Here is a 15,993-nt window from a genome sequence, read left to right on the forward strand (position 1 = left end):
TTCTTATTCTCCAAAATCCCAGTCCGCCGGGTCGCTAGAGTAGTCCTCCGCGATGTCGGCAAAGTTTGCAAACTCCTCCTCCGGGTCATAGACCACTGGGGTGCCGTGCACCACCCACTGCCGCCCGTACTCGTCGGTGACCAGGGCGGCCAAACAGTAGGTGTACCCGGGCTCCAGGGTGATGGTCTCCGGGCCCTCAAAGAACCGGGCGTTCTCCCAGTCCCCACGATAGCTGTCCGGCTGCGCACAGGGGGTGTACCGGACCACCAGCTTCTGGTTCCGGAACAGGCCCACCTGGAGGTCCGCCACCCGGGCGCATTGACCGCCCTTGGCCTCCTCGTCCACTGTGAGGAAGGTGTACCGGCCGCGGCGGAGCACGCCGCCTTCCCCGGTGCTGCCCCAAAGGTCGGAGTTGTCACAGCTCACATAGGGGTAGGTGTCGGACAGGAGATAGGTGAACACGTCCAGCATCTGGGTCTCCCGCCGCTCTCCAGTCACAAAGACCACCGAGAGGGTGATGGAGTCGGTGAGGGGCACGGTCACCTGGGCGGAGAAGGACTGTCCCTCCCCCAGAACCCCGGAGAACTCCAGGGGACCGTCCCCGCAGTCGGCCTGAAAGACCGCCTCCATGCCCTCCACATAGGTCTTGGGCACTGCCTCCAGGGCAAAGGTGGCGGTGCCCTCCCCCGGGTCGGAGGAGAGGAATTCCGCGCTGTAGCTGGCGGTCAGGCTGTTCTGGGCCTTGAGGATCTCCTCCACCCGGCTGGTGATGGAGCCAATCTGGCTGTCCACATTGGAGGACACGTTGGCGATGGAGTTTTGCAGATTGCCGTAGTCCTGGCTCACCCGGTCCAGCTGGCTGAACAGGTTGAGAAAAAGCGCTGCCGCCACCACTGCCGCTCCGCAGCCCACCAACACCGGCCAGCGCCGTCGTTTGACAGGGGTCTGAGGCGTCTGGGCCGTCTGGGCGGCCAGGTACCGGTCCGCGATCTCCTGGACCATTTTGATCTGGGCCTCCGTCAGCTCCGTGGGCTGGGCGTCCGTCTGTCCGGCGGGGTGCTCCTCCTCTCCCAGCAGCCAGCCCACCGGCACGGAGAAGATCCGGCTCAGCGCCACCAGCTTCTCCACCTCGGGCAGGCTGGCGTCCGACTCCCACTTATAGATGGCCTGCCGGGACACCCCCAGCTTATCTCCCAGCCCCTCCTGGGAGAGGCCCAGCTCCTTTCGTTTCTGCGCGATGCGCTGTCCCACTGTCATGGCGAGCGCCTCCTTTCCGCCTCCACCTTAGCACAGGGACAGGCCCAAAAACCACCAACTGAGGGGTGGATTTTTGTCAACCAGCGGTTTACATCCCCTGATTTCAGGGCTGTCCCCGGCCCGGCGGGTCAGGATCTGGCCTCGTCGATGTAGCTGTACAGGGTGTACTTGGAGATGCCGAAGAACTTGCACACCTTGTCTCCCGACTTGGTGATGAGGAAGGCGCCGGTGTCGTTGAGGAACTGGACCGCCTTCACCTTGTCCTCCTTGGTCATCATGGCCACCGGCTTGCCCACCAGGGCCACGCTCTGGTCGATGAGCTCGTCCAGCAGGTCGGCCACGTTGCGGGAGATCCGCTCCGGCTCCTGTTGGGGGGCGTCGGTGTTGGTGAACTTGTGGAGCTGGTCCTCCATGGCCAGCATGAAGGTAATGTCGTAGTTGACGCCGAAGATACCGATGGCCTTGCCGTCGTCGTCCCGCAGGTAGATGGTGCTGGACTTGAGGATCTTCCCGTCCTTGGTGCGGGTCAGGTAGCTCAGGTGGTCCTCCAGGTCCTCCCGGCCGCTGTGGAGGGCCTCCAGCACCACGTGGGAGGGACCGTCCCCCACCTTCCGCCCGGTCACCTGGCCGTTCTCAATGGCCACGATGGAGCTGTCCGGGTCGTTGGAGTCCAGGTCGTGGACCACCACCTCGCAGTTGGGCCCGAATTGCCTGGCCAGGCCCTTGGCCAGCTGGAACATAAACTGGAGCACTGACGCCTCCATAGGACCACCTCTTTCCGAAATGTCCGTCCCCGGCGGCCTGTCCCGCTGTTTTCCACAATTCAGCCCCGGAAACACAGTTTAATAAATATCATTTTAACATATTCCGCCGCAATTTCAAGAAAAATTGTTTGACCTAAAAATTTTTTAGCTACTCTGAAAATTCACCTTGAAATACAAGCAATGTTATGGTAGAATAGACCCGTCAGAAGGTTATTTCTGTATATAGTACACAAAATTCTATGAAAAAGGCTGCAACGGAGTGCTGCGCGCACGGGCTGAATGGACACGAAATTTCCGCCCCGCCGCGCCGGGGCAGAGAAGGGACGCGTCCATTCCGGCGGAATGGGCGCTTTTTGCTGCACAAAAGCAAGTCCAAGCGCTGCCTCCGGAAGTTTTACGTCTTATGCTCAAAGGAGGAATTACCATGCTTCTGGTGGGAAACGGCAAACTGATCACCCGGGACAGCGCCCTGCCCTATCTGGCTGACGGCGCTGTGGTGCTGGACGGCGACACGGTCAAGGAGGTGGACGCCTGCGCCGATCTGAAGGCCAAATACCCGGACGCGGAATTTGTGGACGCCAGGGGCGGGGTCATCATGCCCGGCCTCATCAACGCCCACACCCACATCTACTCCGGCCTGGCCCGGGGCCTGTCCATCGCGGGCAACAACCCCACCAACTTCCTGGAGGTGCTGGAGGGCACCTGGTGGAACATCGACCGCCACCTGACCCTGGACGGCACCCGCGCCTCCGCCTACGCCACCGTGCTGGACTGCATCCGGGACGGCGTGACCACCATTTTTGACCACCACGCCTCCTTCTGCGAGATCCCCGGCTCCCTGTTCGCCATCAAGGACGTGTGCCAGGAGCTGGGCATGCGGGCCTGCCTGTGCTATGAGGTCTCCGACCGGGACGGCCAGGAGAAGTGCGACCAGGCCATCCGGGAGAACGCCGACTTCGCCAAGTGGGCCAAGGAGGCCGACGACGACATGATCAAGGCCATGTTCGGCGGCCACGCCCTGTTCACCCTGTCGGACAAGACCTTTGAGAAGATGGTGGAGGCCAACGACGGCATGACCGGCTTCCACATCCACGTGGCCGAGGGCATGAACGACGTGTACGACTCCCTGCGCAACTACGGCTGCCGCCCGGTGAACCGCCTTCTGAACCACGGCATCCTGGGCGACCGCACCATCCTGGGCCACTGCATCCACATCAACCCCGCCGAGATGGACATCATCAAGGAGACGGGCACCATGGTGGTCAACAACCCCGAGTCCAACATGGGCAACGCGGTGGGCTGCTCCCCGGTGCTCCAGATGATGGCCAAGGGCATCACCGTGGGCATGGGCACCGACGCCTACACCCACGACATGCTGGAGAGCCTGAAGGTGTTCCTCATCATCCAGCGGCACAACGCCTGCCTGCCCAACGTGGCCTGGTGCGAGGATATGGACATGCTCTTCAAGAACAACGCGGCCATCGGCGCCAAGTACTTCAAGAAGCCCCTGGGCGTCCTCAAGCCGGGCGCCGCCGCCGACGTCATCGTCATGGACTACAAGCCCTTCACCCCCTTCTCCGACGAGAACATCGACGGCCACATGCTCTTCGGCATGATGGGCAAGAACTGCCGCACCACCATCATCAACGGCAAGGTGCTCTACAAGGACCGGGAGTTCGTGGGGATCGATGAAGACAAGATCAACGCCTGGACCATGGAGCAGTCCAAGAAGCTGTGGGGCGAGCTGAACCACCGCACCTACTGAATTCCAGCCAAATCCGACAACAAACTGTAATATAAGCCTTTGTGAATCACTGGAGGTTTTCACTATGAGCGACATTATGCGCCCCATTCCCTTTGCCCAGCTGATGACCTGGGTGCTGGAGGAGTACCAGAAGCAGGGCAGCGTGTTCGGCGTGTCCAAGCTGGTGCGCCATGAGAACGGCCAGGCCCTGCCCATCTTTTACGAGAAGATCGAGTCCCCCTACGGCCCCGCCGCCGGCCCCCACACCCAGCTGGCCCAGAATATCATCGCCGCCTACGCCGCCGGCTGCCGGTTCTTTGAGCTGAAGACCGTCCAGGTCATGGATGGCGAGGAGCTGAGCAAGTGCGTGCCCAAGCCCTGCATCACCGCCGGGGACGAGTGCTACAACTGCGAGTGGTCCACCGAGCTGACCGTGCCCCAGGCCTACGCCGAGTACGTCAAGGCCTGGTTCGCCTGCAAGCTGATGGCCAGGGAGCTGGGTCTGGGCGACCCGGACGGCTTCGTGTTCAACATGTCCGTGGGCTACGACCTGGAGGGCATCAAGAGCCCCAAGGTGGACGCCTACATCGAGGGCATGAAGGACGCCTCCGGCTCCGCCGTGTGGGCCGAGTGCATGGACTGGGCCCTGGCCAATCTGGGCAAGTTCCAGAAGGTGGACGAGGCCTATGTGAAGGCCATCTCCCCGGTGGTGTCCCGCTCCATCACCGAGTCCACCCTCCACGGCTGCCCCCCCGACGAGATCGAGCGCATCGCCACCTACCTCATCACCGAGAAGGGGCTCAACACCTACATCAAGTGCAACCCCACCCTGCTGGGCTACGAGTACGCCCGCAAGCGGCTGGACAGCCTGGGCTTCGACTACATCGTCTTTGACGACCACCACTTTGTGGAGGACCTCCAGTGGGCCGACGCGGTGCCCATGCTGCGCCGCCTCATCGCCCTGTGCCAGGAGCGTGGCCTGGAGTTCGGCGTGAAGCTGACCAACACCTTCCCCGTGGACGTGGCCGCCGGCGAGCTGCCCAGCCAGGAGATGTACATGTCGGGCCGGTCCCTGTTCCCCCTGACCATTGCCCTGGCCGCCCGCATCTCCAACGAGTTTGACGGCAAGCTGCGCATCTCCTACTCCGGCGGCGCCGACTACACCAACATCAAGGACCTGTTCGACGCGGGCATCTGGCCCATCACCATGGCCACCACCATCCTCAAGCCCGGCGGCTATCAGCGCCTGAGCCAGATCGGCCAGCTGCTGATGGACTGCGGCAGCGCCCCCTTCACCGGCGTGGACGTGGCCAAGGTCAACGCCCTGAGCGACAACGTGCCCGTCAACCCCCACTACCGCAAGCCCATCAAGCCCCTGCCCAACCGGAAGAACGGCAGGCAGGTGCCCCTGGTGGACTGCTTCGACGCGGGCTGCCGCACCGGCTGCCCCATCCACCAGGACATCCCCGCCTACCTGATGCGGGCCGGTGAGGGCAAGTACGCCGAGGCCCTGGAGATTATCCTCCGCCGCAACGCCCTGCCCTTCATCACCGGCACCATCTGCCCCCACCACTGCGGGGACAAGTGCATGCGCAACTACTACGAGAGCGCCGTGGACATCCGGGGCGTGAAGCTCAAGTGCGCCACCGAGGCCATGGCCCAGGTGCTGCCCACCCTGAAGCCCGCCGCCCCCCAGAGCGGCAAGAAGGTGGCCGTTGTGGGCGGCGGCCCCGCCGGCATCGCCGCCGCCTTCTTCCTGGCCCGGGAGGGCGTGGCCGTCACCGTCTTCGAGCGCAAGGAGTCCCTGGGCGGCATTGTCCGCCACGTGATCCCCGCCTTCCGCATCGGGGACGACGCCATTGACGCCGACATCGCCCTGGCCAAGGCCATGGGCGCCCAGTTCCAGACCGGCGTGGAAATTTCCTCCGCCCAGAGCCTGTTCGACCAGGGCTTCACCCACGTCATCTTCGCCACCGGCGCCTGGAAGCCGGGCGACGCCCGCCTCCAGTACGGCCAGGCCATGAACGTTATCGCCTTCCTGGAGCAGGCCAAAAAGGCCCCCGACACCCTGAAGCTGGGCGCCAACGTGGTGGTGGTGGGCGGCGGCAACACCGCCATGGACGCCGCCCGTGCCGCCAAGCGCATCCCCGGCGTGGAGAACGTGCGCCTGGTGTACCGCCGCGACCAGCGGAACATGCCCGCCGACGAGGAAGAGCTCCACATGGCCATGGACGACGGCGTGGAGTTCCTGGAGCTGCTGGCCCCTGTGGGCGTGAAGGACGGCGTGCTCACCTGCTCCGTTATGGAGCTGGGGGACCGGGACGCCTCCGGCCGCCGCAGCCCGGTGGACACCGGCCGCACCGTTGAGGTGCCCGCCGATACCGTCATCACCGCCGTGGGCGAGCATGTGGACGACGCCCTGTTTGCCGCCAACGGCGTGGCTCTGGACAAGAAGGGCCGCCCCGTGGTCAATGAGACCATGGCCACCGGCGTGGCCAACGTGTACGCCGTGGGCGACGCCCGCCGGGGCCCCGCCACTGTGGTGGAGGCCATTGCCGACGCCACCGCCGCCGCCCAGGCCATCGCCGGCATGAACCCCGACCTGGATGTGGACAAGAACGTCCACCCCAACTACAACAAGCCCCTGTCCAAGCACGGGGACCTGCGCACTGAGACCACCTGCCCCGACACCCGCTGCCTGGGCTGCTCCACCGTGTGCGAGACCTGTACCGAGGTGTGCCCCAACCGGGCCAACATCGCCATCGCGGTGCCCGGCAAGCGGATGCGGCAGATCATCCACGTGGACGGCATGTGCAACGAGTGCGGCAACTGCGCCATCTTCTGCCCCTACGACAGCCGGCCCTATAAGGACAAGTTCACCCTGTTCTGGAGCCGGGAGGACTTTGACAACAGCACCAACGACGGCTGGCTGCCTCACGGCGACGGCTCCGGCGTGTGCACCGTCCGTCTGGGCGGCGCGGTGAAGGAGTACAACGTCACCGACCCCGCCTGCGGCCTGTATGAGGACCTGCGGCAGCTGATCCTGGCCGTGCGCAAGGACTACGGCTATCTTGTGAAGTAAGAACAAACGCGCAACCCAATTCAGGGGCTCTGGGCGTCTGCGGCCCAGAGCCCCTCTTCCAGGCGTCCTTTCCAATCCCGGGCAAAAATGACAAAAATGAGGCGAGACATCATGTCAAAAACCGAGACCTGCAAGCGTTACCTCATGTTCCTGGCGGGCGTGCTGGTGTGCGCCACCGGAATTTCCTTCATCACCCGGGCCGGACTGGGCACCTCCCCCATCTCCTCCACTCCCTTTGTCCTCAGCCTGATCACGCCCCCTGTCACCGTGGCGGGACACACGGTGACCATCACCATGGGGGTGTACACCTTTGCGTTCAATATGCTCTTTCTGGTGGGCGAGGCGCTGCTGGTGCGGCGCTTCACCTGGAAGCAGGCCCTCCAGATCCCCGCCACCATCTTCTTCAGCCTGTGCATGGATGAGGCTCTCTCCCTCATTCCATCCCAGTACGGCGGCCCCTATCCCATGAGCGTGCTCTACCTGGCCATCGGCTGCGCGGTCATGTCTCTGGGCATCACCCTGGAGGTGCTTGCCGACGTGATCATGCTCCCCGGCGAGGCCTTCGTCCGGGCCCTGAGCCGGAAGAGCAAGGGCCAGTTCGGCAACGTGAAGGTCATCTTTGACAGCACCCTCACGGTCATTGCCGCCATCATCGCCCTCTTTGCCTTCCACAAGCTCAACGGCGTCCGGGAGGGCACCGTCATCTCCGCCCTGCTGGTGGGCCAGCTGGTGAAGCTCTTCACCAAAAAGCTGTCCTTCCTGAAGAAGCTGTTTGGGGAAAAACAGAGCGCATAACGATGCAAAACGGCCGGGGCCGCTGCAAATGCAGCGCCCCCGGCGCTTTATTGGGTTCAGCCGGTAAAGCCTCCGGTGCACACCCAGTTGTCCCCCTGCTTCTCCATGCCCCGGAACATCCCCCATCTATACCAGCCGGTATAAGGGCCATCCTCAATTTCCACGAGACCGCTGCCCGCCTGATAGGGGGTATGATCCAAATCAGCCACCCGGATGGCCAGAAACTGGATAAAAACAAAGCTGTCCTCTACTCCCGGCTCACAGGCGTTGATGTCCGGTGGGCTGCCCAGTTCCGCACTATACACCTGGGCATCCAGCACCGCGTACTGGCTGTCCGGCTCCAGCTTCCGCAGGTTCTCCGCCAGCTGCTCGCTCCACACCCAGGCCACCAGGGCGAAGTCCTGATGGGCCGGGTCATCATCCACCGGCGGAATGTCGTACTTCTCTCTGGCCTCCTCCAGCATCTCAGGTGTGACAATAGTCGCGGCTACTGCCTCCTTATACTCGACACTGTCGTAGCACTGCCTGGCCTCTGTTCCCGCGTCGTACTCCTGGCCGTCGGACTGGCCGTAATACCAGGTATCCGTGCCGCCGGTGTGCAGGCGGACCAGGCCGCTGCCCACATAGAACCGGAACCAGTCTCCGTCACTGCTCAGTTCTCCGGTGCCGCTGATATAGATGGACGTATCACACTCCGGCTCCTCCGCCGGGGCATTCACATAGCTCCAATCCGCCCATGCCAACACACGAGCCGCATTAGATGGATCGGCCGTCACGGTCTTGCGCGTATTTTCGCCGCCGCTGCGGCGCTCCAGCGTCAGGACAATGGTGCTGCCATCTGGAAACAGCTTCTCCATCGCCTGCTCAATGTCTGTGGAAGCGGCGGGCCGGGCACCGGTCTCCCGGGTTCCGCCCCGGTCGGCCAGGTAGTCCTCGCCCATCCGGTAGGTGAAGCCGACGGACTGGGGCTCGCTGCCGTCCCCCTCCGGGGCGGCGTCCGCCAAAAAGGTCCGCTCCACAAAATCGCTCAGGGCCCAGTTGGGGTCCAGGTCCGCCCAGGGGCTGCCGGTGCTGCCTGTCTCGTCGGCCTGGGCCTGACACTGGGCGTAGAACTCCTCAGCGGGCAGGTCGGTGTCGGGCAGGACAAAATGCCGCTCTCCCTTTTCGTCGTACCACCGCTCCACGCACCAGATACCCCCCTCGCCCTGGGTCACGGGCTGGCAGAGGACAATGGTATAGGTGCGGGCGGTGCTCTCATCAAATTCCGAGCCGTCGGCAGGGGCGTCTGGGTAATAGGTCACGTCCCGGTGGATGCCGGTATAGCTGAAATCATCCACCAGCACGGCGGAGTTGTCCGGCTCTGTTCCCTCCGTGGGGGACGGGCCGGGGCTTTGAATCTCTCCGGTAGGGGAGGGCTCGGGGGTCTCCTGGGGCTGGGCCCCGGTGAAGGTGCACCCCACCGCCACCGCCACAACGACCAGGGCTGCCGCCAGCACCCCCGCCGCCCGCCTGGGCTTCCTTGCAATGAGGGCGATCCGCTCCCGCAGCCCTCTGGCTCCCGAGGACATGGTGGTGGCCGTCCGCAGCAGCTCGGTGGGGTTGGAGCCGGTGGTCACCAGGGACAGCAGGGTGCGGCCGTAGGCCGTCCGCTCCCCCTCACCCAGCAGCCTGATGGCCCCCTCGTCGCAGGACAGCTCACAGTCCCGCCGGGACAGGGCCGCCGCCAGCCACACCAGGGGATTAAACCAGTAGAGGGCCAGGCAGAGACACCGCACCAGGGCCCAGAACTGGTCGCCCTGTCGGCGGTGGGTCAGCTCGTGGGCCAGAATGTGCTTCAGTCCGGGGCCCTCGGTGGGGCAGTCGGGGGTCAGATAGATACCGGGTCGCACCAGTCCGGACAGACAGGGGGACGGCGCGCCGGCGGACACATACACCGGCAGGGGACAGTCCGCACCGGCCAGAGGCCGGGCAGAGCGCACCAGCCTGCGCCGGAACACCAGATTGCTCAACAGAAACCAGCCGCCCACCACGACCGCGCCCGCCAGCCACACCCAGCGGAGGACTGTTCCCAGTTCAACACCCGGCTCCGTGGGCTGAATCTGGGCCGTCTCCCCGGTCTGGGGCCGGGACGGCGTGGTTACCTTGCCGGTCTGGGGCGTGGCGTTCCCTCCGGTGACGTTCTGGATTTGCCCTGTCCCGGCGGGGAACTGCTGCTCTGTGCGGCTGATTTGGATAGTCTCCGTCACCGGCTCCACCGCGTTCATCACGCTCACCGGGCTGCTGACAAAGCTCACCGGCACCAGCAGCCGGACTGCCACCAGCAGCCACAGGGCGTACTGTACCCGCTGGCTGATTTTCCCCCGCAGCGCCAGCCGCAGCAGGGCGATGACCACGATGAGCACAGACGAGGTCACCAGGATTTCCGTCATGTCTGCTCCTCCTCTCCCTGGTCCAACAGGGCCTGAAGCTCCTTCAGCTCCTCCCTGGAGATACGGCGGTTTTGCAGCAGGGTGCTCACCATGAGGCCCACGCTGCCATGGTATACCCTTGAGAGCAGGGACTCGGTCTCCGCCACGGCGGCCTCCTCCCGGGCAACGGCCGGGCAGAACACCTTGGCCCGTCCCTCCTGCTCCGCCCGGATGAGCCCCTTATCCTCCATCCGGCGCACCACCGTGGACACGGTGCTCTTGGCCCATCCGGCGCTCTCACCCAGGGCCCGCACCAGCTCCATCAGGGTGGCCGGCGCTTTCCAGAGCTCCTCCATCACCCGCCACTCTCCGGCGGACAGATTGACCCGCTCCATACGATTTCCCCCTTTTGGTCTACTCTTGTAACCCTAATGTACCATATCGGTCTACACATGTCAACCACACAGGCAGCAAAAACCGCGCTCCGGCAGAAATTCTGCCGGAGCGCGGCCATGCTCAGCTCTTCTGCTTGCGCAGCAGGCGGATGTCCTCTCCGAAGAAGGGGAGCACCCGGTATTCCCCCTCCAGCCGTGAGGCGATCTGGGGGGCGTACCGCCGCCGCACGTCCTCCATGGACAGGTTGGAGGATATGACGGTCCGCCGGTCGGCGGTGAGGCGGCTGTTGATGAGGGTGTACAGTGCGGACTGGACAAAGGGTGTGGTCATCTCGCTGCCCAGGTCGTCCAGGATCAGCAGATCGCAGGACAGGTAGCGCCGGGTCTCGTCCCGGGCCTCCCGGGTGTCCTCGGCGTCCCGGGAGAACTTTCTGTCCTCAAACCGGGAGAAGATATTCACCGCCGTATCGTACACCACGGAGAACCCGTTCTCCGACACGGTGCGGGCGATGCAGGCGGACAGGAAGGTCTTGCCCAGCCCCGGCGCGCCGGAGAGGAACAGGTTGTTGAAGTAGAAGCGGCCAAACTTCTGGGCGTAGTTGAGGCAGATCTCGTAGACCATCTCCATGTTCTCCCGGGGGGAGATGCCGCTGCCCCGCCAGGGGGAGGGGGAGTACACGTCCAGGGAGAAGGTGTCGAAGGACTGCTCCCCCAGGTCCAGCAGTTTGGACAGCTCCTTGATCTGCTCCTGGGCGCACAGGTTTTTCAGGCACTGGCACATGACCGCCCCACGCCAGCCGGTGTCGTTGCACTTGGGGCAGGCGGGCTTGTCGTCCAGGGCGTCGGCGGGGTAGCCGTGGGCCACCAGCAGCTCGGCCCGCTCGGCCTGGAGGTCCAGGTTCTTGTCCCGCACCGCCCCGATGGCGGGCACCGGGTCGCTGCCCTGCCGGAGGGAGGCGGCGATGATGTCCACGATGGTGCGGCGCAGCTGCCGGTCGATCTCGGCCACCCGGGGGATGGCGGCGTAGATCTCCCGCCTGCGGGCGTTCTGCTGTTCCTCCCGGCGGCGGCGCCGGTCCTCCAGCCGCTCAGTGGCTCGGCGGAGCACGTTCTGTTCATAGGCCATGGCTCAGTTCCCTCCCTGTTCCGACTTCTGGCGGGCCAGAAAGTCCTTCATCCACTGGATGTCATCGGTCATATGGCCCGCGTCCCGGTCGGAACCCGGCCCGGAGGGCGCAGGGGCGTTGGGCCCGGGGGTGCGCATGGGGGCGGCGTCCCCGGTCTCGATCTCCGCGGGGGTGTGGAGCCCCTTCTGGTGCCAGGACCGGAGGATGGAGTTCATATAGGGCCAGCTCATGGTCTGCTTTTTCAGCACCGTCCGCTCGTAGGCCATGCGGATGGCCTCGTCCCCAAAGCCCATGTCGGTCCAGGCGGCGATATACTTCCGCTCCCCGTCCACCGCCGGGCGGCCGGTGATGCCCAGCAGGGAGAGCACCTGGCCCTCCCGGGTGCGCAGCTCTGCCTGGCGCTTGATGTAGGCGTCGGCGGCCTGGTCGGTGTCCACCCCCAGACGGCGCCACACAAAGGCCTCCTTGCGGATCTGGCTCATGCGGGGCTTGCGGCCGGGGCCGTATTTCCGCTCCATCTCCTCCACACACCAGCTCACCAGCAGGCAGATCACCTCCGCCGGCAGGGCCAGGAAGTCGTAGAGGGTGTAGAGGGTCTTCAGGTCGGCGGTGGACAGGATCTTGCCCAGCCGCCGCTGGACCTCCCCCACCAGAGCGGGGAAGGAGGAATTTTGGTCCTCCAGCTCCCGGGCGATGTCCTCGGCGGTGTACTCCGGCGGCTCCTCCTGCTGGGGCTGGGGCGCGGCCTGGGGCATGGCGGGGGCCAGGCCCTTGCCGGAGAGCACGTCCCAGGCGGTAGTCAGCCGCCCGCCGTCCCAGCGGAGGGCATTGCCCGCCTCCTCCAGAGAGGCGGCGCCGTTTTTCCGCAGCAGCCAGAGGTAGAGCAGGGCCGCATCTCCGCTGCCCGACGCGATGAGCCGGTCCGCCGCCTCGGCGGGCATGGCCACCACCCCGCCGGGAAGAAACAGATTCGCCGCCATGCAATCACCTCCAGAGAAAGCTTGTCCAATCAGGTATCCTTTATTGTACATGAAAAGGGCGGGAAGGTAAACAGGGAATCTGCGTCGCCCTCTTTTGCGTTCCGCCCAGAACAGACAGAGGCCGGACCACACGGCCCGGCCTCTGAAGCGTACGGTATCAGTGGGGCAGCTCCCCGTCTCCGCCGGAGCGGGGCTTGCCCTCGGGGGGAATCTGGCTGTTCCCGGCGGAGCTGTCCTCCGTCTCCCCGGGCATGGGGATCACGTCGGGGGTCTTGACCTCCTTGGCGGCCCGGCGGGCCTCCTCCCGCTCCAGCATGGCGGCATAATTGTCCGCCTGGGACGGGTCCCGGCCCTCCAGGATGGCGATCATCTCCGCGCCGGTGATGGTCTCCTTCTCCAGCAGGTAGGCCACCACCTTGTCCATGTCCTCCCGGTTATCCTTGATGACCTGGACGGCCTGGCGGTAGCACTCCTCCAGGATGTCGTGGACGGCGGCGTCCACGTCGGCGGCGGTGTTCTGGGCGCAGTCCATGCCGTATCCGCCGTCCAGATACTGGCTGCGGCGGGAGGCCAGGCCCATCATGCCGAAGCGGTCGCTCATGCCGTACAGGGTGACCATGCTGCGGGCCACGCTGGTGGCGTCCTGGATGTCCTGGGACGCGCCGTTGGTCATGGTGTTCAGCACCACCTGCTCGGCGGCACGGCCGCCCATGGACACGGTGATCTTGGCCAGCAGCTCATCCCGGGTGCGCAGCTCGGTCTTGTCCTCCTCGGGCATGAGGAGGGTGTAGCCCAGGGCGCCCTGGGTGTGGGGCACGATGGTGATCTTCTGCACCGGCTCGGAGTTCTTCTGCTTGTAGGCCACCATGGCGTGGCCCACCTCGTGGTAGGCCACCAGCTTCTTCTCGAACTCGGTGAGCACGCTGCCCTTTTTCTCGGTGCCGGCGATGACCAGCTCAAAGGCGGTGAGCAGGTCCTGCTGGTTGACGGCCTTGCGGCCCATACGCACGGCCCGGAGGGCGGCCTCGTTGACCAGGTTGGCAAGGTCCGCGCCCACGGTGCCCGCGGTGGCGATGGCGATCTTTTTCAGGTCCACGTCGTCGCTCAGGCGGATGTTGCGGGTGTGGACCTGGAGGGTGGCCAGACGGCCGGCCAGGTTGGGCCGGTCCACGATGATCCGGCGGTCAAACCGGCCGGGGCGGAGCAGAGCCTGGTCCAGCACCTCGGGCCGGTTGGTGGCGGCCAGCAGGATGACGCCCTTGGTGGGGTCAAAGCCGTCCATCTCGGCCAGCAGCTGGTTGAGGGTCTGCTCCCGCTCGTCGTTGCCGCCGGAGAAGCGGTCGTTGCGGCTCTTGCCGATGGTGTCGATCTCGTCGATGAACACGATGCAGGGGGCCATCTTGCTGGCCTCCTTGAACAGGTCGCGGACACGGCTGGCGCCCACGCCCACGTACATCTCCACAAAGTCGGAGCCGGAGATGGAGAAGAAGGGCACGTTGGCCTCGCCTGCCACGGCCTTGGCCAGCAGGGTCTTGCCGGTGCCCGGAGGGCCCACCAGCAATGCGCCCTTGGGCAGCTTGGCGCCGATCTCGGTGTACTTCTGGGGGTTGTGGAGGAAGTCGATGATCTCCACCAGGCTCTCCTTGGCCTCGTCCTGACCGGCCACATCCTTGAAGGTGACGCCGGTCTTTTTCTCCACGTACACCTTGGCGTTGGCCTTGCCCACGCCGCCCAGGCCGCCGCCGCCCATCTTGCTGGACATGAAGCGGAACAGGAACACCATGGCCACCACCATGATGATGAAGGGCAGGACCATCTGCACCAGGGCGCTGAGGATGACGGTGCTGCTGCTGACCACGGCGGTGCCGTACTCCACGCCGTGCTCATCCAGCAGGTCGATGATGGAGAAGTCGTTGAAGGGGGGCGCGGTGACCGCCGAGGTGTAGGCGCCCGTCTGCTGGGTCAGCAGGGCCAGGCCGCCCACCTGCTGGGTCAGCTGATTGCCGGTGCTCTGGCTGTCGCTGGTCTGGGGGGGCGTCCAGTCCTCCGCCGGGGCCTCCCCGGTGGTCAGGTCGATGATGGTCACGTCCCCGTCCTTGGTCTTCTGGACCGCGCCCAGGCCGTTCTTCAGGTCAATGACCAGCTGGTTGCTCTGGACGTCCACGCTCTCCACGTAGTCCTGCCGCACCCACTCCCGGAAGGTGGAGTAGGGGATCTCCACGTGGTCCGACCCCTCGAAGAGGGAGAAGGCGGACTGGAGCAGCAGCGTCAGAATCAGCGCCCAGAGGATGATGGAGATGAGCCCCACAAGATTTTTCTTGTTGTTGGGGCCGCCGCCGTTTTGGTTGTTGCGTTTCTGGTTATCGGGCTTCAACACTTTGCCCTCCTTGTTCTCAGAATCCCGAACCGGCAAAGGCCGGAAAATCAGGATATTTCTTAGTGGAAACTGTCTGTCATTTTACCACAGACAACTATGAATTACAAGGAAGCCCCCGGCGGAAAGCTGTAAACTTTCTATGAAGGGTAGGGTTCGCGGCGGGAATTTTCCCCCTGACGGACGGCGTTTTTTTCATCCGGCGGGGATTTTTGTCTTTTTCTCTACAGTGGAATGTGCTATACTGTTTCTATCTATGGACTGAACAGAAAGGCTGGACATGCCATGCGAGAGCAGAAGGACCGCAGAAGAGAGCCGGAGGCCGAGGCCGACGGCATGATCGAGGGCCGCAACGCGGTCATGGAGGCCCTCCGGGCGGGTACGCCCATCGACAAGATTTTCCTGGCCAGGGGTGAGACCGATGCCACCCTGGGCCATATCGCCTCCACGGCCCGGGACAAGGGCATCGTGGTGGTGGAGGCCGACCGGCGGAAGCTGGACGGCATGAGCCGTACCCACGCCCACCAGGGGGTGGTGGCCATAGCCGCCGTGCGGGAGTACGCCACCGTGGACGACATCCTCAACGCCGCCCGGGAGAAGGGGGAGCCCCCTCTCATCGTGGTGTGCGACGAGTTGAGCGACCCCCACAACCTGGGCGCGGTCATCCGCACCGCCGAGTGCGCCGGAGCCCACGGGGTCATCATCCCCAAGCGGCGCTCCGCCGGGCTCACCGCCGTGGTGGCCAAGACCTCGGCGGGCGCGGTGTCCTACGTGCCGGTGGCCCGGGTGCCCAACCTGACCGCCCTGCTCAAGGAGCTCAAGGACGAGGGCCTGTGGATCTTCGGCACCGCCGCCGACGGGGACACCAACCTCTACGACGCCGACCTGAAGGGCCCCGCCGCCATTGTCATCGGCAGCGAGGGGGACGGCATGGGCCGTCTGGTGTCCCAGCAGTGCGACTTCAAGGTCAGCATCCCCATGAAGGGCAGGCTCAACTCCCTCAACGCCAGCGCCGCGGCGGCCATTCTGCTGTACGAGGCGGTGCGCCAGCGGGGGCTGTAACCCCG

11 protein-coding genes are annotated in these 15,993 nt (G+C 64.9%); 4 read left to right on the top strand and 7 right to left on the bottom strand.

What is annotated here, in order from left to right; all coding sequences use genetic code 11:
• Positions 1-3: 3 nt before the first annotated feature.
• Together WMO64_RS07390 and WMO64_RS07395 are read right to left on the bottom strand one after the other, a co-directional pair.
• Entirely contained in the window at positions 4-1,257 is a 1,254-nt protein-coding gene (locus WMO64_RS07390; RefSeq protein WP_349231566.1) for a helix-turn-helix domain-containing protein, read from the bottom strand.
• 128 nt (positions 1,258-1,385) lie between these two features.
• Positions 1,386-2,021: a helix-turn-helix transcriptional regulator gene (locus WMO64_RS07395; protein ID WP_294522038.1), complete on the bottom strand. Its 636-nt coding sequence runs from the start codon at positions 2,019-2,021 to the stop codon at positions 1,386-1,388.
• Positions 2,022-2,445: 424 nt separating this feature from the next.
• On the opposite strand from WMO64_RS07395, the gene ssnA reads away from it, so the two are divergent.
• The 3 genes from ssnA to WMO64_RS07410 all read left to right on the top strand — a co-directional run bounded on the left by ssnA (position 2,446) and on the right by WMO64_RS07410 (position 7,642).
• Complete coding sequence (gene ssnA, locus WMO64_RS07400; protein ID WP_349231567.1) at positions 2,446-3,786, top strand: putative aminohydrolase SsnA; 1,341 nt, start codon at positions 2,446-2,448, stop codon at positions 3,784-3,786.
• Positions 3,787-3,850: 64 nt separating this feature from the next.
• A complete protein-coding gene (gene ygfK, locus WMO64_RS07405; protein WP_349231568.1) occupies positions 3,851-6,847 on the top strand; it encodes a putative selenate reductase subunit YgfK in 2,997 nt (998 codons plus the stop codon).
• A gap of 111 nt (positions 6,848-6,958) precedes the next feature.
• Positions 6,959-7,642: a YczE/YyaS/YitT family protein gene (locus WMO64_RS07410; protein WP_349231569.1), complete on the top strand. Its 684-nt coding sequence runs from the start codon at positions 6,959-6,961 to the stop codon at positions 7,640-7,642.
• Between the two features lie 56 nt (positions 7,643-7,698).
• Here WMO64_RS07410 and WMO64_RS07415 read toward each other — a convergent pair whose 3' ends face one another.
• The 5 genes from WMO64_RS07415 to ftsH form a co-directional block, all read right to left on the bottom strand.
• On the bottom strand, positions 7,699-10,071 hold the full coding sequence (locus tag WMO64_RS07415; RefSeq protein ID WP_349231570.1) for a M56 family metallopeptidase: 2,373 nt from the start codon (positions 10,069-10,071) through the stop codon (positions 7,699-7,701).
• On the bottom strand, positions 10,068-10,445 hold the full coding sequence (locus tag WMO64_RS07420; protein ID WP_349231571.1) for a BlaI/MecI/CopY family transcriptional regulator: 378 nt from the start codon (positions 10,443-10,445) through the stop codon (positions 10,068-10,070). Before WMO64_RS07420 ends, WMO64_RS07415 begins: the two co-directional genes overlap by 4 nt.
• Positions 10,446-10,566: 121 nt before the next feature.
• Positions 10,567-11,571 (bottom strand): ATP-binding protein, encoded by a 1,005-nt coding sequence (locus WMO64_RS07425; RefSeq protein ID WP_349231572.1) that lies wholly within the window; start codon positions 11,569-11,571, stop codon positions 10,567-10,569.
• 3 nt (positions 11,572-11,574) lie between these two features.
• On the bottom strand, positions 11,575-12,552 hold the full coding sequence (locus WMO64_RS07430) for a DnaD domain protein (protein WP_349231573.1): 978 nt from the start codon (positions 12,550-12,552) through the stop codon (positions 11,575-11,577).
• A 157-nt stretch (positions 12,553-12,709) separates the two neighbouring features.
• The gene (gene ftsH / locus WMO64_RS07435; protein ID WP_435412058.1) at positions 12,710-14,929 is read right to left on the bottom strand and encodes an ATP-dependent zinc metalloprotease FtsH; all 2,220 of its coding nucleotides are present in this window, start codon (positions 14,927-14,929) and stop codon (positions 12,710-12,712) included.
• Positions 14,930-15,211: 282 nt separating this feature from the next.
• Between ftsH and rlmB the strand changes: the two genes are divergently transcribed.
• Positions 15,212-15,988, top strand: coding sequence for a 23S rRNA (guanosine(2251)-2'-O)-methyltransferase RlmB (rlmB, locus tag WMO64_RS07440; RefSeq protein ID WP_349231575.1), 777 nt, complete (start codon positions 15,212-15,214; stop codon positions 15,986-15,988).
• Positions 15,989-15,993 lie beyond the last annotated feature (5 nt).

The organism is Pseudoflavonifractor intestinihominis (genome assembly GCF_040096055.1).
Classification (GTDB): Bacteria; Bacillota; Clostridia; order Oscillospirales; family Oscillospiraceae; genus Pseudoflavonifractor; species Pseudoflavonifractor intestinihominis.